Below are 24,522 nucleotides of genomic sequence, written 5' to 3' on the forward strand. Positions count from 1 at the left end.
CGGCGATCATCGCAACTGACGATCGTCGTGTTCACCTTGCGACAGCCGGATGTCCTGTAGGAATCGGAAGAGCGACCCCGCCAGGAAGCAGAGTGCCGCAACGAATAGCACGGCGGCGCCCGGTTCGTGACGGTATCCMAAAAAGGCTACGACGAAGCCGAAGAGGAGCAGAAGCGTCACGCCGATTCCGGCTAGCAACGCCAGGTACAATGCGCTGTTCAAGAGGCGTTCACGCCGCCTCAGTTCCCCGATTCCCTTCTTCAGCGGGGCTCGGGCGACGTCACCCTCGTCGATCTCGCGGAGGTTTCTGATCCGCTCGGTTACGCCGGAAATCCGATTGACCAGGACCGCCACCATCGCCGCGACGCCATTCAGCATGAACGCCGGCGCGACCGCGTGATTGATCATCGTTGAAAGCTGATCSGCTTCGACTGACATACGGGCACCTTCGATCGGTACGGCACGAATGGACGACCGCGGCGCCGTGGAGGCGCTACGGAATGACATTGACTGCACGCGCAGCCACGAGCACGAGTGTCAGCAGTGAAATGGCACTTTCGAGCATCATCAGCCCCTTCGCACGCCGGGTGAGTGGCAGCACGTCGGTAGGACTGAAAGCGGTCGCCGTATTGAACGCCAACGACAGGTAATCGACGTAGAGCGGCCGCCAGTCTGGCGGCGCTAGTTCGGGAGCCGACGCCTGGGGAAATAGCCAGTCGGGTCTTCCCGCCATCCCACGCGCGATGCGCGACGGGCCACCCGCGTCGATCTGCCAGTAGAGTAGCGAGAAGGTGAGAACGTTGGTGACCCAAATGGTAAATGACGACGTCAAGAGCGACACTGAGCGCGTCTCGGGAGGGTGCACGGTGATGATCCCGACCATATCTCCGAGTTCCGCCGCCGTATTCCCCGCGTAGACGCTGGCAAGCAGCATGACGGCGACGTGCTCGATCCGTAGCCACACAGCGTTGCCGGTCGATAGCGTTACTTGGACCATTGGAACGATAGCTGCTACCAGAACCACGTACGATATCCATCGCGGCATGGCATAGACGTGATGCGGCAGCACCTCCAAGAAGGCGAATACCGCAAGGATCGCCACCACCGGAGGCCAGCGTGGTTCGTCACGGCCTGCTTGGATGACATCGCTCATCGCTGCGCCGTCTGCGGACCTTGGGACATGCTGTCGTCACCCATGATGAAGAGGATGTTGGGTTTCCGGGTCTCCTGCGCGTGCATTGTCGCGGTACTCGCCAGCAGGCTGCCGGCGACGGCAGCCGCCTCTGTGAAGATTTTTGCAGTTCGTCTCATTTCTGATGCCTCCCTCAAGGGCCTCCGCGTAGATGGCCACGTTGGTTGAAAGACGTGTCAAGGCAAAAAGAGAGACAATTCGGAGAGCTCCAAGTTGTGACCCAGCAAAATGGACAGAACATGGCGCTTGGTGGCGCGCATATTTGCCTCTCGACTTGCCGAACGAGGGCATCTCCACTCTTCCATATGTATTCTACACTGTACTAGCGGGCGCAGATATTGCCCTTTAGGGAATCAGCATGGAAGCAATTCTCCTAGCGCGGCTCCTCACGACGCATTAACTGCGGTACTGAGATTGGAGTGTGCACTTCAGGATGCTGCCCAGATTNGGGAATCAGCATGGAAGCAATTCTCCTAGCGCGGCTCCTCACGACGCATTAACTGCGGTACTGAGATTGGAGTGTGCACTTCAGGATGCTGCCCAGATTGCGAACAAAAAACCGAAGCCAACCACGAATCTATCGCCTTGAGCGGATACGAACCGGCGCCCCACGTCTGCAGCCGCCATACAGGGCTCCCGAGGTCCTCGCTGGGAACAGGCGCCATGAAAGCTCGTTATCTAGCTGAAGCCTAGAGGAGCCTACCATGTCCGATCCAGCAGACTTGCCTCTTCTTGCAGATGACCTCGAAGCCGGGCTCGCGGCCTACATGACCGATCCGGACCTTTCACCGCCGCCCGCCGGCCGGGCCGCCGCGATTGAGACTATCTTGCGCGACTGGCTTGTCGCTCATCGGTACATGGCCGACGTGCCGGAGCCCACTCCGGTTCGGTTGGATTCCAGGGGAGTGAACCGAGAAGAAGTGCAGTATCCGGGTTTTATCAAGTAGCATCCCTGACACATGTCCGGCTCCTGTCGGCCAAAGGTCGGGGATAGGGCGGAGACGCCGGCAAGCCGCTCCGTTCCTTCGAGGGTCTGGCCACTCGTTATAAGGGTGATTTCTTGCCCTCACCTTCCCGGCCGCGCCAGCGAACGGGCAATGTCGATGATGTCGTCGCGGGATGCGGTCGGGTCTTCTTTGTTCCAGGCAACACCAAGCCCGATCTTCAGATCGACGCCGCGCACGGGCTTAAGCTCGAAGTTGCGGTTCGGCAGATCCTTCGTCCATTCCGGCGCAAAGCCGCTGCCAAGACCGGCTGAGACCAGCGACACCAGCGAGAAGGTGTCGTCGCAGCTGTAGGCAATGTTGCCGGTCAGACCATGGGCCTCGAACATCTCGGAGAAATAGCGCTCCGAGTAGGAGAGATTCTGACGGGAAAAGGCAATGATCTTCTCGGAGCGCAGCTCCTCGATATCGATCTCGCTTCGAAGCGCCAGCGGGCTCGCCTTTTCGACCGCCAGCAGATAGCGCTCATGGGCGATCGAGAAGAAGCGCAAGGAACCGATGTTTTCGACCGGACGGATGAAACCGAGATTGATCTGGCCGGTTTCGATGGACCGGATGATGTCACTGGTCGAGCCGCTTCTCACATGCAAAGCGACATCGGGAAACTTCCGGCCGATTCGGGCGAGAAACGTCGGCAACACGCCTATGGTTGCCGGATAAACGGTTCCGATCTTGATCGTGCGGGCAGCCTTGCCGGCAACCGAGCGCGCCATCTCGGCCGACACACCGACATCGCCAATGATCCGGACCGCCCGATCGTAGAACACCTCCCCTGCCCGCGTCAGTTCGACCCGCCGCGTCGACCGCTCGAGCAGCCGAACACCGAGCTCCTTCTCCAGCGCCTGGATGTGGGAGCTCAAAGCCGGCTGCGCGATGCACATGCGCGCCGCCGCTCGGTTGAAATGCAGCTCTTCGGCGACTGCAACGAAATAGGAGAGTTGGCGTAGTTCCATATGAGCACACTGAAGCTGAGAGCATTATCTGAATTTAAGATAACTGAAAATCAGATATAAATGAAGTCCCCATCTCAAGGCAGGTGGGCAAATCGTGGCCAAAACTCTCGGTACGGCACGGCATAGAGCGCTAATCGCGCTGCTTATTGCGAGGCGTGAGGCCGCAGGACTCACGCAAACAGAACTTGCGGCAAAGTTAGGCGAGTATCAGTCCTTCGTGGCCCGCCTTGAAAGCGGTCAACGTCGCGTGGACGTCGTGGAGTTTCTACAGCTCGCAGGTCTCCTAGGCTTCGACCCCCACGAAGCTATGGATCAGCTCTCGCGTATCCAGGAATAGTCGTATTCACGGCGAGGTGACGGGCCTTCCGTTCGATACATTATGCGATTTTAGAAGCACATAAGGTACATTCTAATTTGAAGTGCAACATGCCAATGATTTCAATGGTTTCCCTCGGAGATTTTGGCATGTCCCGACGCTATTCGCAGCTGAATCTGGCCGATCGACGCCGCCTCTTCCACTTTGTCGAACGCAAGCTGCCGATCAAAGAAATGGCGCACGAACTCGGTCGTCATCGATCGACGATCTATCGTGAGATCCGACGCAACACCTTCCACGATCGCGAGCTGCCCGACTATAGCGGCTACTTCCCAACGGTTGCTGATGATATCCGCAAAGAGCGGCGGCAGCGTCTGACTTTGATCTCGGCGAGTGTTCGCCGTCCAAGCAAAACATATGAAGGGCCCGCTTCGCCCGCTCCGGCAGCGCCTCCATCCTTCTGCGGCCTTCACAGCTGCTCTTCCAACAGGTACCCGTCCTCGCGCGTGTCAATCGTTTGCGGCACGACCCACGAGGACAGGTCGCCGAGGGTAGATCCTTCCGTGACGTTTCTGCCGCGAGCGCCTGGTGGACGGCAGGTCCGTACGATCCGAAATAGAGCGAGGTGAGGACCGGCGAAAGGCTTTGACGGCCCATGTATCATCCAACTCGCGGGTTGGCCTTTCGAGCCCATTGCCGGATCGACTGCCTGGCGAGAAGCCAGATGGATGCGTGTGGCGCTTCCTCTGTTCTCCGCAAGTTTAACGGCTGGCTGGCGCACGACCATAGAGCAGGAGCATGAGTATGATCACCACGCCGTAGATGATCTGGCGACCGGCCTCGGGCATCTGCGTGACGGAAAGGATCGATTGCAGCAGCGTGATGAGGATGACGCCGGCGACCGTGCCGAGATAGGATCCCCGTCCGCCGAGGATCGAGGTGCCGCCGAGCACCACGGCCGCTATGGCAGGAAGAAGGTAGGCGTCGCCCATGGATTGCGCGGCCTTGGAGGCATAACCTGCAAGCAGAACCCCGCCAAAGGCCGAGAGCCCGCCCGAGGCGGCAAAGGCGGTCATGACGATGCGGCGGGTATTGATCCCGGAAAGATAGGCCGCACGCTCGCGATTGCCGATACCGTAGACCGCACGCCCGAAGCCCGTCCGGCGCAGAAGGAAGACCATCGCCGCGCCGATCAGCGCCCAGATGAAGACGACATTCGGGATGCCCGGGATCAAGGCGCCGGTGGCGAGATAGCGCATGGCTGCGGTCGCGGAATCCTGTGGCGAGAAGCCGCCTGTGTAGACCACCATGACCCCTTGCGCGACGGCATTCGTCGCGAGCGTCACGATCATCGAGGGTATGCGCAGGTATGCCACTCCAACGCCGTTGAAGAGCCCGATGCCGATGCCGCAAAGGATGCCGAATGGTATGGCAAGCGTGGTGCCAAGGGGGCCGTATGCTGCAGCGGCGCAGGCCATCATTGCGCCCGTTGCCACGGTCCACGGCACCGAAAGGTCGATCTGCCCGAGCAGGACGACAAGCATCATGCCGGTGGCAATGATGCCGAGGAAGGATGCCACCTTCAATTGCTGCAGCAGATACTCCGGTGACAGGAAGCTGCGCGAATAGAAGCTGCCAAGGACAAGCAGCAGTACGATGCAGCCAAATGCGGTGAGCACCGCCGGATCGAGACTGCGCATGAAACCCTGCTTCCGTTCCGTTGCCCGCGTCATTGCCGTCTCGCTCACAGAAACCACTCCAATCGATTGCGCACACGAAAGAGGGCGAGCGCGCCGAGGCTGATGGCCGCAAGCAGGATCAGCCCCTGAAACAGCGGTTGCCAGAGCGGATCGAGATCGAAAACGAACAGAAGGTCGCCGATCGTCCGGAACGCCAGCGCGCCGAAGACGGCGCCTATGGCGCTGCCCTTGCCGCCGAACAGCGACACGCCACCCAGCACCACGGCGGCGATCGAAAACAGCGTGTAGGCATTGCCGCTCGCAAAGGCCGCGTCGCCGGTATAGGTAAAAAAGGTGAGGAACAGCCCGCCGAGGGCGGCCACCAGGCCCGAAAGCGTATAGGCCAGCAGCTTGCCGCGGCGGATCGGCATGCCGGACATGTAGGCCGAAGTTTCGGAAGAGCCGGCGGCATAGGCCGCGCGGCCGTAGACCGAGCGGCTGAAGGGCACCCATATCAGGAGGACCACTGCCGCGAGCGCCACAAGGCTCGCAGGGACGACAGCGAAAATACGTCCCGTCAGGGCATCCGCGAGGTGCTCGTTGACCGACCCTCCCGGAAAGGGCCGCAGCAACAGCGCGATCCCGAAATAGACCGCCCCCGTTGCGATCGTCGCCACGATCGGCTGCAGACGCCCGTATATCACGATGGCGCCGTTGGTCGCCCCGCACAACGCCCCCACGGCCAGGACGACGAGGACGCCGAAGGCCGTCTCGAGCGGCGAGCCCACGACCAGCCACGAGGCCAGGCAGTTGGTGAGCAGGAAGATCATGCCGACGGAGAGGTCGATGCCTGCGGTGATCACGACCATGGTTTGCGCCATCGCGACGAAGGCGAGCAGCACCCCCTTGTTGGCCGCCGTCTGGATGACATTGGCCGTGAAACCAGCCGGATGGTTCGCGGTGTAGATGATGAACATGACCACGAAGATCGCCAGCGCCGTCAACGTGCCCCGGTGCTCCGCCAGTCGGTATTCCCAGTCCTTCATTGCGCCGGCTCCCGCTGGGTTGGTTCTGCAGACGGAATGTTGAGTGCGCTCGCTATCAGGGCGCGCTCCGTTATCTCTGCTCCTGCCAGTTCCCGTTTCACCGTTCCGTCATAAAGCACGAGCACCCGGTCGCAGCAGCCGATGAGCTCGGCATAGTCGGTCGAATAGAACAGGATGGCTGCGCCCTCGTCCGCAAGGCGCCGCAGCAAGAGGTAGATCTCCTGCTTGGTTCCCACGTCGATGCCGCGCGTGGGATCGTTCAGCAGAATGATGCGCGGCTGCCGCATCAGCCATTTCGCGATGACGACCTTCTGCTGGTTGCCGCCCGAAAGGGCGCCGACGGGCGCGTCAATATTACCTGCCTTGATGGCGAGTAGCGTCATCATCTGATTGATGGCGCTCTCCTCTTTCGCCCTGTCGATGATCCCGCCACGCGTCAGCCGATCGAGCGACGCAAGCGAGAGATTGTCGCGCACCGTCATCGGCTGCATCAGCCCCTCGGTCTTGCGGTCCTCGGGGATGAGCGCCATGCCGATGCCGTGCCGGCGCGCCTGCGCAGGGCTGCCGATGCTGATCGGGCTGCCGTCGACGAGAACCGTGCCGCGCAACCCGCGCAGGACCCCGAATAACGCCAGAAGGAGATCGCGCTGCCCTTGCCCGTCCAGCCCACCGAGACCGACGATCTCACCCGAGCGAAGCGAAAACGAGATGTCGTGAAGGCGATCCGCCCAGGACAGATTTCGTGTTTCAAGCACAGGCGCAATCTGTGCAAGCCGGCCGGGCTTGGGAGGATAGACGCTGTGATACTCGCGGCCGATCATCATCTCGATGACCTCCGCATCGCTCCTTGTGCCCGCCGCGTAGCTCGCAACCTTGCTGCCGTTGCGAAACACTGTGCAGTCGTCCGCAAGTTCCGCAATCTCGTTCATGCGATGCGAGATGTAGACGAGCGCCAGCCCTTCCGCACGCAATCGCTTCAGTACGGCAAAAACCTTCGACACGTCGGCCGCCGTCAGCGCCGATGTCGCCTCGTCGAGGATGAGGATGCGCGGCTTGCGGGCCAGTGCCTTGGCGATCTCGACGATCTGCTTGCGCGACAGCGGCAGGTCCTTGACCAGCGCCAGAGGATGGATGTCGGCGGCACCGGCGCGCGCCAGCGCCTCCTCTGCGATGCGCCGTTGGGCCTTGCGGTCGATCATGCCGAACCGCGTCGGCGGATTGGAAATGACGATATTGTCGGCAACGCTGAGTTCCGGGATCAGCGACAACTCCTGAAAGACGCAGGCGATCCCGGCGGCGTTGGCGGCAGCCGGCGAAGCGAATTTCACCGGCTGTGCATCGAGCGTCATCTGCCCTTCGTCCGCAGCCACGACGCCGGCCATGATCTTGATGAGTGTCGACTTTCCGGCGCCGTTCTCACCGAGAACGGCGTGGATGGCCCCAGCCCTGACCGACAGTCCGGCATTTTCAAGCGCGCGAACCCCACCATAGCGCTTCGATATCCCCTCCATGCGAAAGAGCGGGCCGCCATTTTCCATTGCTCTCTCCGGGAAACCGTTACGGACGACGGGCACTGCACGGCTGTGCAACGCCCGTTCCTGATCGACCTACTGGTTTTCCTTGCTCTGCTTCATGATTTCCTGGGCGGAGAAATTGATCCCGCAGGTAGGGAAGGAATTACCGACGAAGAAATTGTCGGATTCGGACTGGAAGTAGTCCTGGCCCTCCTTGAAATTCGGATCCTCGACAATGGCCAACGGCAACTTGACCGACTGCGGCACCACCTGTCCCTCGAGCGCGGCGATCGCCGTCTTGATGGCAACGGCCACCTGTGCGGGTCCGGTTCCGGCCGACGAGCATTTCAGGCCGTCTGCGGCATGTGCTGCACAGAACTTGCGAAACCCGTTTTCGGTTTCGCCGCCAAACGGCACGAACGGATGTTTGGCGTCGATCATCGCCTGGACAATGCCGGTATCGCCGCCCTGGCCGGTAATGCCGTCGAAGGGACCGCTGGTGGCGATCGCATCCGCCGTCACCTTCTGGGCCACCCCGTCATCCCATTTGCCCACGACCTCGATGACCTCGAAGTTCTTGCCCGACGCCTGGAGTCTCTCATGGATGCCGTTGTGCCGATCGGTGTCGACCGAAGTGCCGGCCACACCGCGCACCTCGAGTACCTTGCCGCCGTTCGGCAGGTGTTTGACGAGCCATTCGCCCCACAATTGGCCGAGCCCCTTCTGGTCGACGTTGACGTTGATCGCGTCCTGGGTGTCGAGGATATTGTCGAAGGCAACCAGCACCACGCCGGCTTCCTTCGCCCGCTTGATGACGGGCGCGAATGCCGTCGGGTTCTGGGCGTTGACGACGATGGCGTCATAGCCGGAATCGATGAAGTTGTTGATCGCCGAGATTTGGGCGGGCACGTCCTCACCCGTCGAAACGACCTTGAACTCCTTTAGCTTCGCCGCGACGTCGGGCTGGGCGGCATAGGCCTTTGCCGTCTGCACCATCTGGATACGCCAGGTATTGGCGATGTAGCCGTTGGCAAGCGCGATGCGGTACGGGCCTTCCTTTTTCGGAAACTTGAAGAATTTTGTGTCCGCCGACCATGGCGCGAAACATTCCGGCTCCGCCGCGGGCCCTGAAACCACTTCCGGCTCCGCGTAGGCGGCCGATCCCAACATAAAAAAGGCAGTGGCAGCAACGATGCCGCCAGCGAGTGACTTCACCATCGACATTTCCTCCCATTGGCGCGCCACTGATTTTGTTCTCCGTTTCGAGAGGGAACTCCTTCCCCCGGAACGGCACGAACTTCTCTGGCACCGGCACGCTGGATGCCTGCTTTCACCATTGACGAGGCGCTCTGGTCTCCTCCCGAAAACACCGCTGTCTCTTAATTAGGTAGCGCTACCACAAAAAATTGTAAAGTAACATTTGCGGATTACCGAGAACCGAACTCCTCAATTTTCAAGTGAAATTCGGCGACGTCGACAGCGATGCAGGAAGGCTATTCCCTTCCGTGATGATAGCGCTATCATGCGATCAGCAGTCAGAGTGCGATCGTTGCCGCATGAGGGTACCCATGGCCGAGGATTTCGAGATCGTAGACCAGCGCTTTGCCAGCCTGGTCAACCACAGCGCCCGAGTGGAACAGCTCTATACGGGGTGTCGCTGGGCCGAAGGGCCGGCCTATTTCGCCGCCGGGCGCTATCTGGTCTGGTCGGATATTCCCAATGACCGGATGCTGCGTTATGACGAAACCGACGGGCATGTGAGCATCTTTCGCCAGCCGTCGAACTTCGCGAACGGCAATACCACCGACCGGCATGGCCGTCTGGTGACCTGTGAGCACGGTGGCCGCCGTGTCAGCCGCACCGAACATGACGGGAGCATCACCACCGTCGCCGATCGCTGGAACGGCAAGCGGCTCAACTCACCGAACGACGTCGTCGTGCGATCAGACGGGTCGATCTGGTTCACCGATCCCGCCTACGGCATCGAGTCCGATTACGAGGGCCACAAGGCCGAAAGCGAAATCGGCGCCTGCCACGTCTATCGTGTCGACCCGGCGACGGGCGCAGTTGCGGCCGTCATTACTGACATGGTGCGGCCGAATGGCCTCGCCTTTTCGCTTGATGAAAAAAAGCTCTACGTCGTCGACACCGGCCGGACGCATGGGCCCGACCTTCCTGCGCATATGCGTGTCTTCGATCTGAACGAGGCGGGCGCGATATCGGGCGGGCGGGTCTTTGCCGATTGCACCGTTGGCCTCTTTGACGGGTTCCGCCTGGACGACGAAGGGCGGATCTGGACAAGCGCCCGCGACGGCATCCATTGCTACCACCCGGACGGCACCTTGCTCGGCAAGGTGAGAGTGCCGGAAAACACCGCCAATTGCGTGTTCGGCGGGCCTAAGCGAAATATCCTCTACATCTGCGCGACCAGCTCGCTTTATGCCGTTCGGCTGATGGTCAACGGCGCAAAACTCGACTGAGACAGGAGGCCAGCCATGCCGTTCGTGCGGATCACCATCGTGCGCGAGACCCTCGCCGACGATCCTGCGGCCAAGAAGGCGGCAATCCGCAGCCAGGTCACTGCGGCGATTGCCGAGGCAACCGGATTGTCCGAGCGCGAAATCTCCGTCGTCTTCGATGAGGTGGACGCAAGGAACTGGTATGTCGGCCGCACCGATGTCGGGACCCTGCGCTCACGCAGCCAGAAGGAGTCGACGTGAAGGACGACATCACTCCCAAAGACCAGAGCCGGAGGGCAAGCCGACGCGGCAGTGGGAGACCGACCATAGCCGACGTCGCAAAACTGGCAGGGGTCGCCGCGATTACCGTGTCGCGCGCGCTACGCGATCCCTCGCTGGTTTCGGCCGAACTGCGCGCGGGGATCGATACGGCGGTGGTCCAGCTCGGCTATGCGCCCGACCCCAATGCGCGCGCGCTCGCCTCCTCCCGAGCCGATGTGATCGGTGTTCTCGTGCCGTCACTGACAAACATCGTCTTCGCCGACACGGTGAGAGGCATCTATGACGAGCTCGGCGACGGTCCGTTGCAGATACAGATGGGCAACACCCACTATTCGCCCCGGGAAGAGGAACGCCTGATCCGGATGTTTTTGAGCCAGCGGCCGTCGGCGCTGATCGTGTCCGGCATCGACCAGACCGAAACGACCCGCAAACTGCTCGAGAGCGCGGATTGCCCTATCGTGCAGATCATGGAGTATGGCGACGATCCGGTCGATATGCTGGTCGGGTTCTCACACTTCGATGGCGGCAAGGCGGCGACCAACCATCTGATCGAGGCTGGATATCGCCGTATAGGCTTCATCGGCGCGCGAATGGATCCTCGCTCGCAGCGTCGCCTCGCCGGTTACCGCTCGGCTCTGGAGACCGCACAGCTCTTTGATCCCAAGCTGGTAACCACCACGCTGACGCATTCACGCGTATCGCTCGGCGGGCCGCTCCTGGCCGATGCGCTTGGCAAGGTCACCGATCTTGACGCGGTCTTCTGCAACAATGATGACCTTGCCATGGGCGTGCTGTTCGAATGCCAGCGGGCGGGCATCGCCGTGCCGCACAGCATGGCAATCTGTGGCTTCAACGACCTCGACATGATGCACGTCGCCTATCCGTCGCTCACCAGCGTACGCACGCCGCGCTATGAAATCGGCCGGCGCTCGGTGCAGATGGTGCTGGATCGACTTGCCGGCCGGCCAATTGAATCGCCGATCGTCAACTTGGGCTTCGAGCTTCAGGTTCGCGAAAGTACGGCGCGATGAGACGGCACATTCTCAAGGATCGGCCGCAGCGCACAATCCAGATGATACATTGTGCGATCCTCGTGGCCCAAAGGGTGAACATCACAGCAACAAGGTCAGCAGGGCTTCGTGGAAACACAATTCTGTCCGGCCCCTAAGGCGACGTCCACGCTTAAGTCCGTGAATGGCAGCATTGCGCCGGCACTTCGGTCGTCCGGCATTCTTTCCCAGTTCTCTGCAAGCCGCCGTCCCGCCGCCATGGCGGCGGATGGGAGGCGAGAAGGTCTAAGCTTTGCCAGCCTTCTGAGGTTTTGTGCCGTAAGTCGATGCCGACATTGCCGTCGGCGGGCGCGATGATTGCGGTGTTGACGCCGACCAGCATGCCGTCTGCTGTCACCAGTGCGCCTCCCGAGTTGCCGGGGTCATTTTTGGCCCGCGGTCGCGAATTGCTATGGTGCGCCGCGGAGCGAATGTTCGAAAGTCGGGCCCTAAGAAGCGCCCGACCCCAGCCATTCTAGATAGGCGAATGTTGACCGCCAGCGCCGGTCTTCGTCGCGAGCAGCCCATCCGCGCTCGTTGACATGCCCGCATCTCGGCAGGCGTCAATGAACGCTTCGCGTGCGATGGCGACTGGCGTCATTCGGTTTAGCGCACGGCGGCACGTTTGAACCGCCCGATTGTATTGTCTGCCGCGATAGATGGCCCAATCGCCTTCCAGGAAATCGAGTGCGTCGTTGACAGAAGCGAAGATATGGGACGCCCCGTCCTTCATGCGGACGGTGACGGGCGTCATCCAAACCAATTCCGGGTGCAGCATGATGTCCTCCTTTCGCATTCACGCCGGATGAAAAAGAAGTGAAAAAAATATTGGCTGCGCCAGAGCGAATTTCAAGACTTTCAAACACCTACCGCATGATCACGTCGACTACCGTCACGCCAGCTTTGGCCGCTTCCAAGGCCCCGGCATTGGAGCAGGGATCGCTCCCACTGCGGAATATGATCACTGATGGGTTCGCTACGCAGCAGTTGCGTTGCAACGGACGGATTTCGGGCGTGCGCATGCCAACATGCGATTGAGGGTGGACACAGACGATGGGTACTTCTGTCTGCTGAGATCGCCCGCGGGCGGCGGCCGATGACTGACGGTCTGTGAGTCCGACCGATCGGCGGCGTTAGAGCGCGCGGGAATGAAGTCAAGAAAACGTTCGTGCCCTTCCTCGCCTTGACTACTTTGAACGGTCCGGCTCGGTTTCATCGAACCCTACGTCCCAGTCTTTTGCGGGTTCCTTATGACCGGGCGCGCTACGGTCGTCGGACATGTCCTCGGACCCAGTCACCACGGTGGGCTTTGCGCTCGATACGCCGGTGCTCTTGCGATCCGCCTGAGATTTGGCGAACTGGCCTTTGGCATCTTGTTTCGTCTTAAGGGCATCAGACGCCCGGCTGCGCTCCGGATCCCGGTTATTTTCGCCCGCGGCGTCTCGATCACTATCCGGGTTATCCTTTGCCGGAAGATACCCACGCGGTCTGCTTTCCTCGGGGCCTTCCCAGCGCGGAGACTGGTCGGTAGTGCCCGGAGCGCCGTCTTTCGGTTTGTTCATTCCCATGTCCACCTCCTGTCAGTCGAGCAAAACTGGTGACGGACGTGGAAGTTCCTCAATCGGCGCCGCGCCTTGAGAGATCTCGTCGCCGCAAGTCACATAACAAAATCGCGCGCGGCCCTCCCACCTACTTCTGGAACACTGCGGCGCAGAACCAACGAGGTGTTTCGACGCTGCCCGCCGTTCTCCTGGAGGTTGGTAAACCCAGAAAATGCGAGTCGCCGCCAAAAGACGAATTGTATCAGGAACCTAGGCGGGGCTCGCAAAACGCGCAGCCGAACAGAGCTAAGTCATTGAAAAATGATTCGTTTCGAGTCGGAACGAATCGCCTCCGAATCACTTGAATCGCTTGATTGTGGTGGAGTGTCGGTGTCATGGCGGGCCCAAGAGCGAATTGGAAGGGTTACATCAAATTCGGAGAGGTTTCCTGTCCGGTGGCGCTCTACACGGCCGCCTCCTCATCCGAGCGCATCGCCTTCAACACGCTCAATCGCAAAACCGGAAACCGGGTTAAACGCGAGTTCATCGACAGCGAGACCGGCGATCCGGTGGAGCGAGAAGATCAGGTCAAGGGCTATGAAGTCGACAATGGCCAATATGTCGTGCTCGAGCCCGACGAGGTCGCCGCGGCAATCCCGGAGAGCGACAAGACTCTCAGGATCGAGGCCTTTATTCCCTGCTCCCAGATCGACACCACCTATTTCGACAAGCCCTACTATCTCGCGCCCGACAAGATGGGCACGGATGCCTTCCTGCTGTTGCGGGACGGCATGAAAAAGCAAGGGGTCGCCGCAATCGCCCAGACCGTGCTCTTCCGCCGGATGCGCACCCTCCTCATCCGCGCGCATGGCAAAGGCCTGATCGCCTCGACGCTGAACTTCGACTACGAGGTCCGCTCGTCGGAAAAGGCATTCGAGGAGATCCCGAATCTCAAAATCGAGGGCGAAATGCTCGAGCTCGCCGAACACATCATCGGAACCAAGAAGGGCACCTTCGATGCCAGCACGTTCGAGGATCGCTACGAGGCCGCGGTCGCCGAACTGGTGAAGGCTAAGATCGAGGGCCGCACGTCGCCGAAGAAGAAGGCGCCGGTGGCCTCCAAGCCGAGCAATCTATTGCAAGCGCTTCGCGAAAGTGCTGGGCTGGGCGCCAAGGAGACGAAGCCGAAGCGCACGGCCGCCAACGCCAACCGCCGCGCCGGTCGCCAGAAGGCAGCAGAAACTGCCGCGAAGTCGAAGCAGGCCGCGCCGCCGCGTCGCGCCGGCTGATCGGAGGGTGTCGTTATGGCCATCCGCCCGCACTGGAAAGGCTATCTCAAACTTTCGCTCGTTACCTGCCCGGTGCAGATGATGCCGGCGACATCCGAAAGCGAGAAGGTCCGTTTTCATACCCTCAATCGCCAGACCCAGAACCGAGTCGTCAGCCATTATGTCGACGCCGTCACCGGCAAAGAGGTGAAAGAAGAAGACGAGGTCAAAGGCTATCAGCGCGGCGAGGACGAATACGTCATTCTCGAAGACGAGGAACTTGAGAACGTGGCGTTGGAGAGCACCAGGACGATCGACATTTCCACCTTCACGCCACGCGACAGCATCGAGTGGATCTGGCTCGACACGCCCTATTATCTTTCCCCCGACGACCCGGTCGGCGAGGAAGCATTTTCGGTCATCCGCGACGCGATGGACGCCCAGAACATGGTCGGCATTTCCCGGCTGGTGATCTCGCGGCGCGAGCGCGCCGTCATGCTGGAGCCACGCGGAAAGGGTATCGTGCTCTGGACCCTGCGCTATGGGGACGAGGTTCGCGAGGAGGATAGCTATTTCGAGGCGATCGGCGATGGGAAAGCCGATTCCGAGATGATGCCGCTGGTCCAGCAACTGATAAAAAAACAGACGAAGGACTGGAGTGCGAAAATGGTAGCCGACCCTGTCCAGGAGCGGCTGCTTGATATCATCGCCGCCAAGAAGAAGACGCTGAAGAAGCCGGTCAAAGGCAAGGCCAAACCGCAGCCGTCGTCACCAGCCAGCAACGTCGTCAATATCATGGACGCCCTGAAGAAATCGGTCGCGGCCGAAAAGCGGGGCGGCAGATGAGACGCCGCACCAAGCCGTTGCTTCAGAACGAACAGCTTTTGAAGTTGAAACCGGCCCGGCCGCGCGATGCAGCGCAACCCCATCTTCCGTTCGATCCGATGCCCGAGCGCATCGAGCCATGCCTGGCCCTCCTGAAGACCGTGCCGCCCAAAGGTCAGGATTGGGCCTTCGAGGTAAAATGGGACGGCTATCGGCTGGCGATCCACATCAAGCCGAAGGGCGTGCGGATCATCACCCGCGGCGGTCACGACTGGACGCACCGTTTTCCGGCGATCGCCGCGGCAGCACGAAAGCTGGGCGCAGGAACGGCCATCCTCGATGGCGAGGCTGTGGTTTTGGACAAAGACGGGCGCTCCGATTTCGGGGCGCTGCAGCGTTCGCTTGGCGGACGCGGCGGCAAGCGCTCGTCGACGGAGTCGGTGTTCTTCGCTTTCGATCTTTTGTATTTCGACGGCCACGATCTCACACGAACCGAGCTTTCCGTCCGCCGGCATCTGCTCGATGGTTTCCTCGACGGCGCCACCGGGGCGATCCAGGTGTCGGAGGAAATCCATGGCGATGGCGCAGCACTTCTGGCAAATGCCTGCTCGCTTGGGCTCGAGGGCATCGTTGCCAAACATCGGGATCAGCCCTATCGCTCCGGCCGTACCGGCGACTGGCTGAAGATCAAATGCGTCCAGAGCGAAAGCTTCATGGTCGTCGGCTACGAGCAGTCCGCCGTTGCACGCGGCGGCATCGGCAGCCTGCTTCTCGCCGGTCGCAAGGGGCATGACTGGGTCTATGTCGGCTCAGTTGGCACCGGGTTCAACACCAAGGATGCCGAGGAACTGCGCGCCAAGCTCGACAAGCTGAAGACCAAGCGGCCGACCGTACCGCTCAAAGGTAAGGACCTGGTGTTCGCCCAGCCAACATTGATTGCCGAGATTGAGTTTCGCGGGTGGACCCACGACGGCAATTTGCGGCACGCATCCTACAAGGGCCTGCGCGAGATCCAGGATAATGCCGCTGTCTTCAACATGAACGAGAAGCCACCCCGGCTGACCGGGCGCTCGGCTCCCCTTGCGGGGAGCGCCCTGTCGGAGCCGGACGACCGTGCGCTTCAGTCAAGCTGCTGGGCAAAACAGTTATTGAAACGGGTGATGCCCGACAGATGATATCCCACCGTCCAGTTTGCAGGGTTCGTCGACGCGGTCGAGTTCGAAGAAATAGATCCGCTCGTCGCCGGTGATCGTCATCGCCCCCATTATCGTGTGCTCGTCGATACGACGGAAATGATCGACGATCGGCTGGTGGTCATAGACCATCGCCGAACTCTCGATGCCGCCAAACACCCTCATCTTCAGCGAAGCGACCGGCCCCCTCGCTCGAAGCCGGCGCTGAAGATAGGAAAACAGGTTTTTCGCCACACGCGTCCGGCCGAGCACGTGCAAACGCAGCGCCAAGGGAAGCGGTATCCATTTGGGATCGATGGCGACCAGACGCGCTCCCCAAGCGGAACAGCAAGGCGTCCACCCGCATGTCCGGCGTGAACCGCTTGCCGAACCAGCCGAGATTTTCCAGCACACCGTCGAATGGATGTCCGGCCGGAATGCCGCGTCCCTTCCATAGGCCGACGAGATCGCGCGGCTCGATCGGGGCCAAGCTTCGGAATGCCTCAAGGGTGATCTGCTGTTCTCTCACCGGAGACTTTGTCCTTCTGTTCGGCTCGCCGCCTTGATCCAAGTCGCGCCACGCGCAACTCATCGAGCGTTGGCATCCACCAGCCGCGCTCCAGTTCGCGTTGCTCCGGTAGCGTCCACGCCGGCCAGGTTGTCACCAGTTCTTCCAACGTGCCTGTTCGCCAGGACGTCCAGCCATATTCCTCGCCATTCGCCGCGCGAAAGTATAAGCCATCGAGCAGGGCCCTGTCCGCCAACGCGCCGTCCGTAGCAGAAAATCGCCCCGACCAGCGGGCCGATAGCGCCGCTGGAGTGGGCCTCATTGGCAGGGACCGGATAGCGTTTCCGCCGGCACTCCCTCGTCCTTGCTTGGACGCCGCCTCTTCCGCCGTGCCCTTGATCGCCTCGCGCCGCACCCGCCGTGCCTCCGGCTCGCTACGCTCCACGGCAGCCTCGATTTCCTTCAAGCGCTTCCGCAACTCCTGGAACGAACGGTAGGGCACGGTCCAGAGGCGACCGTACACACGGTTCATAGATCACGCTGCCCGCCTTGATTTCCCGAGCCGCGTGATCGCCTGCTCAAGCGGACGCTCGCCGTCGCAATAGTCCTGCCAGGCCGAGGTTTTCGCAAGCAGCGCCGGCACGGTGCGCACGGTAAATCGCTTCGGGTTGAGATCGGATTTCACCTGAGTCCAGGTCAGCGGCATCGAAACCGTGGCGCCGGGCCGCGCGCGCGGCGACAGTGGCGCCACGGCCGTCGCCATACGATCGTTGCGGAGATAATCGAGGAAGATCCTGCCGCCCCTCAGGCTCTTGGTCATTTTGATGAGATAGAGGTCGGGATTATCGCGCGCCATCTGCTGACACACGTCGTGCGCGAAGCCTTTGGCCTCAGTCCATGACAGCGGTTTGCGCTTGTTGACGGCAAGAGGCGTGACGACATGCAGTCCCTTACCGCCGGTCGTCTTGCAGAAACTGACGAGGCCGAGTTGGTCGAGCCGGTCGCGCATTTCACGGGCGGCCGCGACCACGGTCGAGAACGGCACGTCGGGCCCGGGATCGAGGTCGAACACCAGCCGGCCGGGTACTTCCGGCTTGCCGGGCTCGCAATTCCACGGATGCAGCTCGACGCCGCCGATCTGGGCGATCGCCGCCAGCCCCTCGATCCGATCAATCCGCAGGTAAGGCTTCTTGTCGCCGAAGACTTGCACCAGCTCGAGGAGGTTGGAGGTGCCGGGCATCGCATGCCGCTGGAAGAACTGTTCTGCGCCGATCCCGTCGGGCGCCCGAATGATCGAACAGGGCCGGCCCTTGATGTGCTCGATCAGCCAGACGCCAACCGCCTCATGATAGCGCGCCAGATCTTCCTTAGTGACGGGCTCGCCATCACCCGCGTCCGGCCACAATGGCTTGTCCGGGTTGGAAATGAGGACGCCCATGACCTCTGCCTTGGCGCCTTTGCGCCGGACGGAGCTGTCCCTCGCAGTCGCCGCAGGCTCCGGCGTGTCGGTTTTGCCGGGCGATGCCGGCTTCTCGGCCTCGACCTCCTTCGCCGGCTTGTCCTCGCGCAGCCCCTTGAACGCTGCCTGACGGACGAGGCCGTCTGCCGTCCACCCTTCGAATTCGATTTCGGCGACCAGCTCGGGCTTCAACCAGACAACTTCGGCCTGCTTCTTCGGAGCGCCGATACCTGTGAACGGCGATCTCGCCGTCTCGATCGCCTTCAGTTTCGGTAGCAGCAACTCGACTTTCCTGGCGCCGTAGCCGGTTCCGACACGACCGACATAGACGAAGTGTTCACCACGATGCACGCCGACCAGAAGAGACCGGAACTTGCCGTTGGTTTTGGCGTAACCGCCGATAACCACTTCATGGCCGGCGCGGCATTTCGACTTCGCCCAGGTTTCGGTGCGGCCCGATTGATAGGGCGCATCCATCTGCTTGGAGATGACGCCCTCGAGATGCAGCTTGCAGGCGGACCGCAGCACCGCGTCGCCGCCGGATTCGAAATGTTCGACATAGCGGATGCGGCGATCGTCAGTCGTCTCATGGAGCAGGCTCTGAAGCCGCTCCTTTCGCTCGACCAATCGCATCGACCGCAAGTCCTTCTCGCCGTCGAACAGAAGGTCGAAGGCGAAGTAGACCAAATTGCCGGTCGTTCCCTCCGCCAGGGCCGCTTGCAGGGCCGCAAAATCGGGGGCGCCGTTCTCATCGAGCGCGCAGATCTCGCCATCAATGATGCAATCGGGCAATACGGAAGCAGCCTCCGCGATCTCGAGGTATTTCGCTGTCCAGTCCAGGCCTTTGCGGGTCTTCAGCGTCGCCTTGCCATCAGCAACCCGCACCTGGATCCGGTAGCCATCGAACTTAATCTCGTGCAGCCAGTCATCGCCGGCCGGTGGCCGGTGAAGCTTATCGCAAAGCTGCGGGTCAATGAACTCCGGCAGGTCGGCGGTGACGGAAGTCGCAGCATCCTTGCGCAACCGCTTCTTACGCTGGCCGGCCGCCAGGCCGTGCTTGCTGTCCCAGACGGCGTCGGCCTCGGCACGTGCATTCGCCATCATGAACGGGCGCGGTTTTCGACCCTTGCCTTCGGCGATCTGCTCCATGCTGCGGCCGGAGGCCACCGAGGTGGCATTTTCCTCAAGGATCGCGGCGCCGTTCTCCTCGACGGAATGATCGTCGTGATGCTTAATCAGCAGCCAGCTGGTCCTTTTTTCGCCGTCGCGGTTGCGCATCCGGACCAGAACGAAGCTGCCGTGCAGACGCTTGCCCTCGAGCGTGAACTTGAAGTCTCCCTTCCTCAAGGCATCTTCCGGTGACTTCCTGCCTTCCGGCTCCCAATAGCCACGGTCCCACAACATCACCGTGCCGCCGCCGTACTGGCCCTTGGGGATCGTGCCTTCGAAGTCACCATAGTCGAGCGGGTGATCTTCGACCTCAACCGCCAGCCGCTTGTCGTGCGGGTCCAGCGACGGTCCCTTGGTCACGGCCCAGGACTTGAACACCCCGTCGAGTTCCAGCCGCAGGTCATAATGAAGACGGGTGGCATCGTGCTTCTGGATCACGAACCGCCGGCGACTGGAAGGCTTGACGTGTGCTTCACCGCTCGGTTCGCGGGTCTTCTGGAAATCGCGCTTGGCACGATATTTCGAGAGATTGTCGGTCATGCTCAGCGGCTCGATATACGGAGTGCGCCGGCGTCACCGAGACTGCGCCGAACGGTCGCTACATCACTGGATGCGATATCCGCCAAGGCCTCGATCTCGCCTGCGACCGGCATGTCGCAACGAGCGCGTCCCCCAGGAGAAGCGTCCCCACCCGGTAGCACGGAGCCCGCTGTTTTGCGGTCACTTGCCGACGCGATGAAGATGTCAGGCCTCGAGATGCAGTTTTGAACGAGGTGTTCGACGGCAAGATCGGCCGCTTCTAGGGTTTGGACCGTCGCCCTGATCTTAGTGTTGCTGACGTCGGCCATTGGGTGTCTCCTGATATGGTTTTATTCAGGGGCTCATTTCAGCGGTTGCGTTTTTTCCAGTCCTGATACGGCGCCAGCAATTGACCCGGAAAGCGCTTTCCGATTTCTTCCTCGATTAATCCAATCCGCGACAGCACCTCATCGCGTTCCGTGCCTTCAACGGATTCGCTTGCAGCTTCCAGATCGCTCATGACAGAAAAAACCTCGTCCTCTGTCATCGCTGTAAGCCGGGCGGCAAATTCTGCGACGGGGATGCTGTTGAAGTTCGTCATGAATAATCTCCAACCTTCCAAGCCATAAATCTTGATGTCGGCCCGAAGTTCCAACGAGACGGGAATCATAAGACTTGCGGCAGGTTTGCGCCTAGGCTCAAAGGCGATCGTAAACGGAGCACACTTGCGCGAAATCGGTGTGTGGGCCGGGATCCTCGCTCGAGGCTGCGGCTGATCTGTCCACCTGCATAGCGCCGGCGCGGGAGCGTTCGGTTCCGACAATCCCGGGAACGCCCGCCGCGACCGGTTCGTGAAAAGGACAGCAAAGCAAGGCGATGGTCCAACCCGATCATAGCCCGGCGTCGCGAAGTATTCCCGCTTCCTCTCATAGAAGCCTCTTGGCAATGCATCCTCACCTCGGCCCCGTGGTCACCCGGAACCAACTGCTAATGCATCTTTTATCCGTATCGACCCCGTGCATCTCGGCTCAAGAAATGACGACCTCAATATTTACGGTGCTGTCGGAACCTTATCGATCGGCCGGGCTTGGGTTCGTCTCGGTCAAATCGACTGGGCACAAACCAAGGAGAACGATAATGGCAAATCAAAGCGGCAGCAGCGAACAGCAGCGAAAAGCTGGTGAGCAAAGCCACAAGAATGATAATAAACGGCAATCCACGAGCCGGAACAGCGGAAGCAGCAAAAGCTCCGGCTCCGGCGGCAAGAGTGGCTCGGGCGGCTCGGGCGGCTCTGGTGGTTCCGGCGGTCGCAGCAGTGATCGAAAAAGCTGAGGGTATGACCGTGGTAAGTGGCCAAGGACGCGAGCGGCCCGATGAACTTCCAGAAGATGGACTGCTTGGCAAAGAGGATTTTCTTGAACCTCGGAACCCGGTTCCGGATGCGGAAGACCAGGACGAGGAGGACGACACCGAGGAGGTCGATGTGCCGCCCCTGGACCCAGACATGGACGACACCGATGATTTACCCCCTCGGGAGTAGACGTATTGCGTGAACCAATACGATCGCCCGTCCCTGGCGATTTCGTTTTACGGACGACTGCAGTTTGAAACTGTCGTGATCACGAGGCGGGGAGGAGCCGCCTCGTTTCACGAGCGCGGTAGTGCCCGGACGTCGACGCTATTCCTGAGTTACCTGCGGCATGTAGACGGCCACATTCCGGCTTCCGTCGCCGGAAAATGCGCCGCCAATGAATAGGTATGCAGCAATCGCCAGCATCGAAAACAGCATTACGCCTATCGGCAATCCGATCGATGCTCTCCGCTCAGGCGCGCCATAACGTTCTCTGTGGTACTTCGCGAGAGTCTTCCTGGTGTTAAAATCGAGTGGTGCCAGAACTGCCCGGAAGGGTCGATGCGGACAGCTCTGGAACCATTATGCGCCCTTGGCCGCAAAGGTGGATGCTTCGCCATGGGCCTGAGTGAAATATGTGTCGCCGGGACAACGCGACAACTGATCTCAGACCTTTGCCGGTGGCGTGTGAGACTGAAGTCCTATGGCGGAACTATAGGGGGGGGTCGCGGGTTCTGCTCCGCTACTTCGATCTTCCCCGATCGAAAACGCCTCTAGGCCCCACCCATCATCAAGTGTCCCCGCGCGGATGGGGCCTACTGCGCCCGTCCGAATTTCGTGGAAACTTGGGAGCCCCGGCAGCGGGGCAGTTCTCTTGGATCTCTGTGCGGAGGCGATTTATGGCTGACGATCTGAGAAGAAGGCTCGGAGCAGAAGGGTTGCCCCAGCCAAGAGCCTGAGGTCGTCTTCATGCAGAGGATCGTTAATGACGCGATCGCCTACAACGCGCAGCTGGCCCGCATCTGGCAGCTCACTTTCGAGGACTTTGCGACGGACATCAAAGACCCCGATAGCCTCGGGAATCTCAGAATCCAGTCACAAGCTGTGTGGGGTTAACAAGGTATCGGTGTAGCTTCGCGAACTGAGCGTGGACGCAGGACGGAAAGCTCCGGCATCCCTCGTTCAAGGGCGTGCGCGAGATGGAAGGGCTGACCGAAGTCTTCGAAATCGATCGCGACGCATAACGTCGTGTAAACGAGATAGGCTGCCCGGCTCACGTGCCGTTGAACTGGCGCGCCGCAACCCGGTTGAACTGGTGGGTCGCGCAGGCCTCATCCTTTCGAATAAGGGGCTACGCTCAAAGATTTAGGAATCAAATCTAAGGTCTGGATGGTTCCTACACGGACAGGATGTATACTGTGTGTTTGCAAAGGAGCCAGGGCCATGGAGAAGAGAAACGACTCAGAAAAGGTGCCTGAGGGACTGGAAACTGAAGCGCAGGCGCGGAGAGATTTTCTCAAGAAGGCCGGGCGTTTTGCCGTTGTAACACCTCCGGCGATTACCCTCCTCCTTGGTACGAGCCTGAGTTCGCGCGCCATTGCCAAGTCCAGAAGAGATTTTCTCAAGAAGGCCGGGCGTTTTGCCGTTGTAACACCTCCGGCGATTACCCTCCTCCTTGGTACGAGCCTGAGTTCGCGCGCCATTGCCAAGTCCAGTGGCACACGTCCCGGCTGGGGTTTTGGGGACAAGAACCATACCCACAACGGACCTCCGGGTCTCTGGAAGCGGTTCGGCGGCTGATCGGTGGTCCTTCGCCTCACACTCAGTTTTTGATCATCTTCTTCCACGACTTGGTGTCCACTTATTTTGGTGGACACCTTATGCGTCAGCTTACTCAAGAGAAGACGGCGCGGGGAATTTCGCGCTTGGCGTTGATTTTCCTTGGACGCCGCTCTTTCAGATCGGAAGCTCTTCCGATCNATCTTCTTCCACGACTTGGTGTCCACTTATTTTGGTGGACACCTTATGCGTCAGCTTACTCAAGAGAAGACGGCGCGGGGAATTTCGCGCTTGGCGTTTCCTAGAGCAGAGGTGGCCCTGAACCTGAGCCCCTGACCAGTCAGCAGGGGCTCAGCGAGCCTGCGACGGTTAGTCGATAATCCGGACGATCTTGCGTGTTCCTGGGTCTACCAGCACCGTTCGGTTGTCAACGACGACATAACGATACTTGATGTCCGGCGCATCAATCGTTTGCAGTTCCACGGTTTCCGGAACCGTCGAGCCGACATTGAGCTCCACTCCAGGAAGTTTGATGGAAGCAAGCGGCTTTTTCTTCACGTATTCGCGAACGACCGTTTCCTGCTCTGGCGTGATAACGACCGTCTGAGCCAGGGCAACGCTAGAAGCACTGACCAGAAACAGCCCTGCGAGGGCGGAGCTGACAAGCTTTTTCATGTTCTCCTCCAAGTCTGGTTGTTGTAGTTCCCACTCTCAATGCGGGAACCGCTTACTAAACCTCGTGGCGGAGTTTCCGTTCCGGTGGTCAGACTTTGGACGCATGGGGGTTCGACCTTAGTCTGAGACCTCGAAAATTACGCAAGGCGGGGTGGAGGTTCCTCCCGCAATTGCGCGAACTGGTGATCGAGCGCGGACGCGCCTTCCTCAAGCCGGATGGTGACAGGACCGACGAGATCTCGGCACGGGAGATTGGCTTGGTCGCTGGCGGCTCCACCACGGGCGTCTCGATCTTGGCCTTCACCTCGTCTGGCCATTGGCGATGCCCCTCACGCCCCGACTTCCTAGCCGTGAGAACCTCCAACGTACCCTCAATGGAGAAACTCCTTGTCGCTTTGTTGCGCTGGGCATCGGCTATGAGTTCAACGATCGAATATCGGCAATCGCCGGCTATCGTGCACTGGGCGTTGACTACGACGACGATGGTTTCCTGTTTGATACGGTCCAGCAGGGTCCAATCCTCGGGCTCGCCGTAAAATTCTAAGGCTTGTCGAGTTTAATTCGCCTCATATCCGGCCGCCTCTGCACCGACACGAGATCATGTTGCCATTGGCAACCCGCAGAGCATGTAGCGGCTCGGCCCTGCATGTTGTGCAACCATCAGGCCGATAGACCTGGAGCGCCGCCTCGTGATGTATGTTCCGAAGGAAATTGCGCGGAGATTGCTTTATGGAGTGAGAGAAGAAGCGGGACGCGGTATG

At 60.5% G+C, this 24,522-nt stretch carries 24 protein-coding genes and 5 pseudogenes; 12 read left to right on the top strand and 17 right to left on the bottom strand.

Features of this window, described 5'->3' with window-relative positions:
- Positions 1–6 precede the first annotated feature (6 nt).
- The 3 genes from ASE60_RS15925 to ASE60_RS34600 are packed head-to-tail and all read right to left on the bottom strand — an operon-like array spanning position 7 to position 1,311.
- Positions 7–438, bottom strand: a complete 432-nt coding sequence (locus tag ASE60_RS15925) for a DUF2721 domain-containing protein (RefSeq protein ID WP_057251543.1) — start codon at positions 436–438, stop codon at positions 7–9.
- Between the two features lie 55 nt (positions 439–493).
- The gene (locus ASE60_RS15930) at positions 494–1,153 is read right to left on the bottom strand and encodes a hypothetical protein (protein ID WP_057251544.1); all 660 of its coding nucleotides are present in this window, start codon (positions 1,151–1,153) and stop codon (positions 494–496) included.
- Positions 1,150–1,311 (bottom strand): hypothetical protein, encoded by a 162-nt coding sequence (locus ASE60_RS34600; protein ID WP_156414656.1) that lies wholly within the window; start codon positions 1,309–1,311, stop codon positions 1,150–1,152. The genes ASE60_RS15930 and ASE60_RS34600 overlap by 4 nt, the downstream gene beginning before the upstream one ends.
- 585 nt (positions 1,312–1,896) lie before the next feature.
- Between ASE60_RS34600 and ASE60_RS15935 the strand changes: the two genes are divergently transcribed.
- On the top strand, positions 1,897–2,139 hold the full coding sequence (locus ASE60_RS15935; RefSeq protein ID WP_057251545.1) for a hypothetical protein: 243 nt from the start codon (positions 1,897–1,899) through the stop codon (positions 2,137–2,139).
- 119 nt (positions 2,140–2,258) lie between these two features.
- On the opposite strand, the gene ASE60_RS15940 is transcribed toward ASE60_RS15935, so the two are convergent.
- Entirely contained in the window at positions 2,259–3,149 is an 891-nt protein-coding gene (locus ASE60_RS15940) for a LysR family transcriptional regulator (protein WP_057251546.1), read from the bottom strand.
- A 94-nt stretch (positions 3,150–3,243) separates the two neighbouring features.
- Between ASE60_RS15940 and ASE60_RS15945 the strand changes: the two genes are divergently transcribed.
- On the top strand, positions 3,244–3,486 hold the full coding sequence (locus tag ASE60_RS15945) for a helix-turn-helix transcriptional regulator (protein WP_057251547.1): 243 nt from the start codon (positions 3,244–3,246) through the stop codon (positions 3,484–3,486).
- Between the two features lie 128 nt (positions 3,487–3,614).
- Positions 3,615–3,842: pseudogene (locus ASE60_RS33835) on the top strand (helix-turn-helix domain-containing protein); the annotation flags it as partial.
- A gap of 384 nt (positions 3,843–4,226) precedes the next feature.
- On the opposite strand, the gene ASE60_RS15950 reads toward ASE60_RS33835, so the two are convergent.
- From ASE60_RS15950 to ASE60_RS15965, 4 genes are all read right to left on the bottom strand, one after another.
- Entirely contained in the window at positions 4,227–5,198 is a 972-nt protein-coding gene (locus tag ASE60_RS15950; protein WP_112996534.1) for an ABC transporter permease, read from the bottom strand.
- Between the two features lie 11 nt (positions 5,199–5,209).
- The gene (locus ASE60_RS15955; protein WP_057251549.1) at positions 5,210–6,190 is read right to left on the bottom strand and encodes an ABC transporter permease; all 981 of its coding nucleotides are present in this window, start codon (positions 6,188–6,190) and stop codon (positions 5,210–5,212) included.
- Entirely contained in the window at positions 6,187–7,728 is a 1,542-nt protein-coding gene (locus ASE60_RS15960; protein ID WP_057251550.1) for a sugar ABC transporter ATP-binding protein, read from the bottom strand. The genes ASE60_RS15955 and ASE60_RS15960 overlap by 4 nt, the downstream gene beginning before the upstream one ends.
- Positions 7,729–7,797: 69 nt before the next feature.
- The gene (locus tag ASE60_RS15965; protein ID WP_057251580.1) at positions 7,798–8,922 is read right to left on the bottom strand and encodes a sugar ABC transporter substrate-binding protein; all 1,125 of its coding nucleotides are present in this window, start codon (positions 8,920–8,922) and stop codon (positions 7,798–7,800) included.
- Between the two features lie 350 nt (positions 8,923–9,272).
- On the opposite strand from ASE60_RS15965, the gene ASE60_RS15970 reads away from it, so the two are divergent.
- From ASE60_RS15970 to ASE60_RS15980, 3 genes are read left to right on the top strand one after another with little or no spacing between them, the layout of a single operon-like run.
- A complete protein-coding gene (locus tag ASE60_RS15970; protein ID WP_057251551.1) occupies positions 9,273–10,184 on the top strand; it encodes an SMP-30/gluconolactonase/LRE family protein in 912 nt (303 codons plus the stop codon).
- 15 nt (positions 10,185–10,199) lie between these two features.
- The gene (locus ASE60_RS15975; protein ID WP_057251552.1) at positions 10,200–10,424 is read left to right on the top strand and encodes a tautomerase family protein; all 225 of its coding nucleotides are present in this window, start codon (positions 10,200–10,202) and stop codon (positions 10,422–10,424) included.
- Positions 10,421–11,476, top strand: a complete 1,056-nt coding sequence (locus tag ASE60_RS15980) for a LacI family DNA-binding transcriptional regulator (protein WP_244495636.1) — start codon at positions 10,421–10,423, stop codon at positions 11,474–11,476. Before ASE60_RS15975 ends, ASE60_RS15980 begins: the two co-directional genes overlap by 4 nt.
- A 304-nt stretch (positions 11,477–11,780) precedes the next feature.
- On the opposite strand, the pseudogene ASE60_RS34605 reads toward ASE60_RS15980, so the two are convergent.
- The 3 genes and pseudogenes from ASE60_RS34605 to ASE60_RS35210 form a co-directional block, all read right to left on the bottom strand.
- Positions 11,781–11,879 (bottom strand): annotated as a pseudogene (locus ASE60_RS34605) (trypsin-like serine protease); the annotation flags it as partial.
- Positions 11,880–11,969: 90 nt separating this feature from the next.
- On the bottom strand, positions 11,970–12,272 hold the full coding sequence (locus ASE60_RS15985) for a DUF982 domain-containing protein (RefSeq protein ID WP_082615891.1): 303 nt from the start codon (positions 12,270–12,272) through the stop codon (positions 11,970–11,972).
- Between the two features lie 409 nt (positions 12,273–12,681).
- A pseudogene (locus ASE60_RS35210) lies at positions 12,682–12,873 on the bottom strand (hypothetical protein); the annotation flags it as partial.
- Positions 12,874–13,430: 557 nt separating this feature from the next.
- Here ASE60_RS35210 and ASE60_RS15995 point away from each other — a divergent pair.
- From ASE60_RS15995 to ligD (ASE60_RS16005), 3 genes are read left to right on the top strand one after another with little or no spacing between them, the layout of a single operon-like run.
- The gene (locus ASE60_RS15995; protein ID WP_057251554.1) at positions 13,431–14,324 is read left to right on the top strand and encodes a Ku protein; all 894 of its coding nucleotides are present in this window, start codon (positions 13,431–13,433) and stop codon (positions 14,322–14,324) included.
- Positions 14,325–14,339: 15 nt separating this feature from the next.
- Entirely contained in the window at positions 14,340–15,149 is an 810-nt protein-coding gene (locus ASE60_RS16000; protein WP_057251555.1) for a Ku protein, read from the top strand.
- Complete coding sequence (gene ligD, locus ASE60_RS16005; RefSeq protein ID WP_082615893.1) at positions 15,146–16,303, top strand: non-homologous end-joining DNA ligase; 1,158 nt, start codon at positions 15,146–15,148, stop codon at positions 16,301–16,303. The genes ASE60_RS16000 and ligD (ASE60_RS16005) overlap by 4 nt, the downstream gene beginning before the upstream one ends.
- Here ligD (ASE60_RS16005) and ASE60_RS16010 read toward each other — a convergent pair.
- The 5 genes and pseudogenes from ASE60_RS16010 to ASE60_RS16025 all read right to left on the bottom strand — a co-directional run bounded on the left by ASE60_RS16010 (position 16,274) and on the right by ASE60_RS16025 (position 20,557).
- A pseudogene (locus ASE60_RS16010) lies at positions 16,274–16,892 on the bottom strand (DUF4334 domain-containing protein). The gene ligD (ASE60_RS16005) and the pseudogene ASE60_RS16010 overlap by 30 nt on opposite strands.
- Positions 16,804–17,322: pseudogene (locus ASE60_RS33850) on the bottom strand (hypothetical protein); the annotation flags it as partial. The pseudogenes ASE60_RS33850 and ASE60_RS16010, both read right to left, overlap by 89 nt.
- 21 nt (positions 17,323–17,343) lie before the next feature.
- The gene (gene ligD, locus ASE60_RS16015; protein ID WP_057251556.1) at positions 17,344–19,977 is read right to left on the bottom strand and encodes a DNA ligase D; all 2,634 of its coding nucleotides are present in this window, start codon (positions 19,975–19,977) and stop codon (positions 17,344–17,346) included.
- 2 nt (positions 19,978–19,979) lie between these two features.
- Complete coding sequence (locus ASE60_RS16020; protein WP_057251557.1) at positions 19,980–20,285, bottom strand: hypothetical protein; 306 nt, start codon at positions 20,283–20,285, stop codon at positions 19,980–19,982.
- A gap of 38 nt (positions 20,286–20,323) precedes the next feature.
- The gene (locus ASE60_RS16025; protein WP_057251558.1) at positions 20,324–20,557 is read right to left on the bottom strand and encodes a hypothetical protein; all 234 of its coding nucleotides are present in this window, start codon (positions 20,555–20,557) and stop codon (positions 20,324–20,326) included.
- 536 nt (positions 20,558–21,093) lie between these two features.
- On the opposite strand from ASE60_RS16025, the gene ASE60_RS33855 reads away from it, so the two are divergent.
- From ASE60_RS33855 to ASE60_RS16035, 3 genes are all read left to right on the top strand, one after another.
- Positions 21,094–21,288, top strand: a complete 195-nt coding sequence (locus ASE60_RS33855) for a hypothetical protein (RefSeq protein WP_082615894.1) — start codon at positions 21,094–21,096, stop codon at positions 21,286–21,288.
- Entirely contained in the window at positions 21,272–21,496 is a 225-nt protein-coding gene (locus tag ASE60_RS16030; protein WP_156414657.1) for a hypothetical protein, read from the top strand. The genes ASE60_RS33855 and ASE60_RS16030 overlap by 17 nt, the downstream gene beginning before the upstream one ends.
- A 1,254-nt stretch (positions 21,497–22,750) precedes the next feature.
- A complete protein-coding gene (locus ASE60_RS16035) occupies positions 22,751–23,107 on the top strand; it encodes a hypothetical protein (RefSeq protein ID WP_057251560.1) in 357 nt (118 codons plus the stop codon).
- A gap of 348 nt (positions 23,108–23,455) precedes the next feature.
- On the opposite strand, the gene ASE60_RS16040 is transcribed toward ASE60_RS16035, so the two are convergent.
- Positions 23,456–23,761, bottom strand: coding sequence for a DUF1236 domain-containing protein (locus tag ASE60_RS16040; protein WP_057251561.1), 306 nt, complete (start codon positions 23,759–23,761; stop codon positions 23,456–23,458).
- Between the last annotated feature and the right edge of the window lie 761 nt (positions 23,762–24,522).

The organism is Ensifer sp. Root278, from assembly GCF_001429285.1.
Taxonomy (GTDB): Bacteria; Pseudomonadota; Alphaproteobacteria; order Rhizobiales; family Rhizobiaceae; genus Ensifer.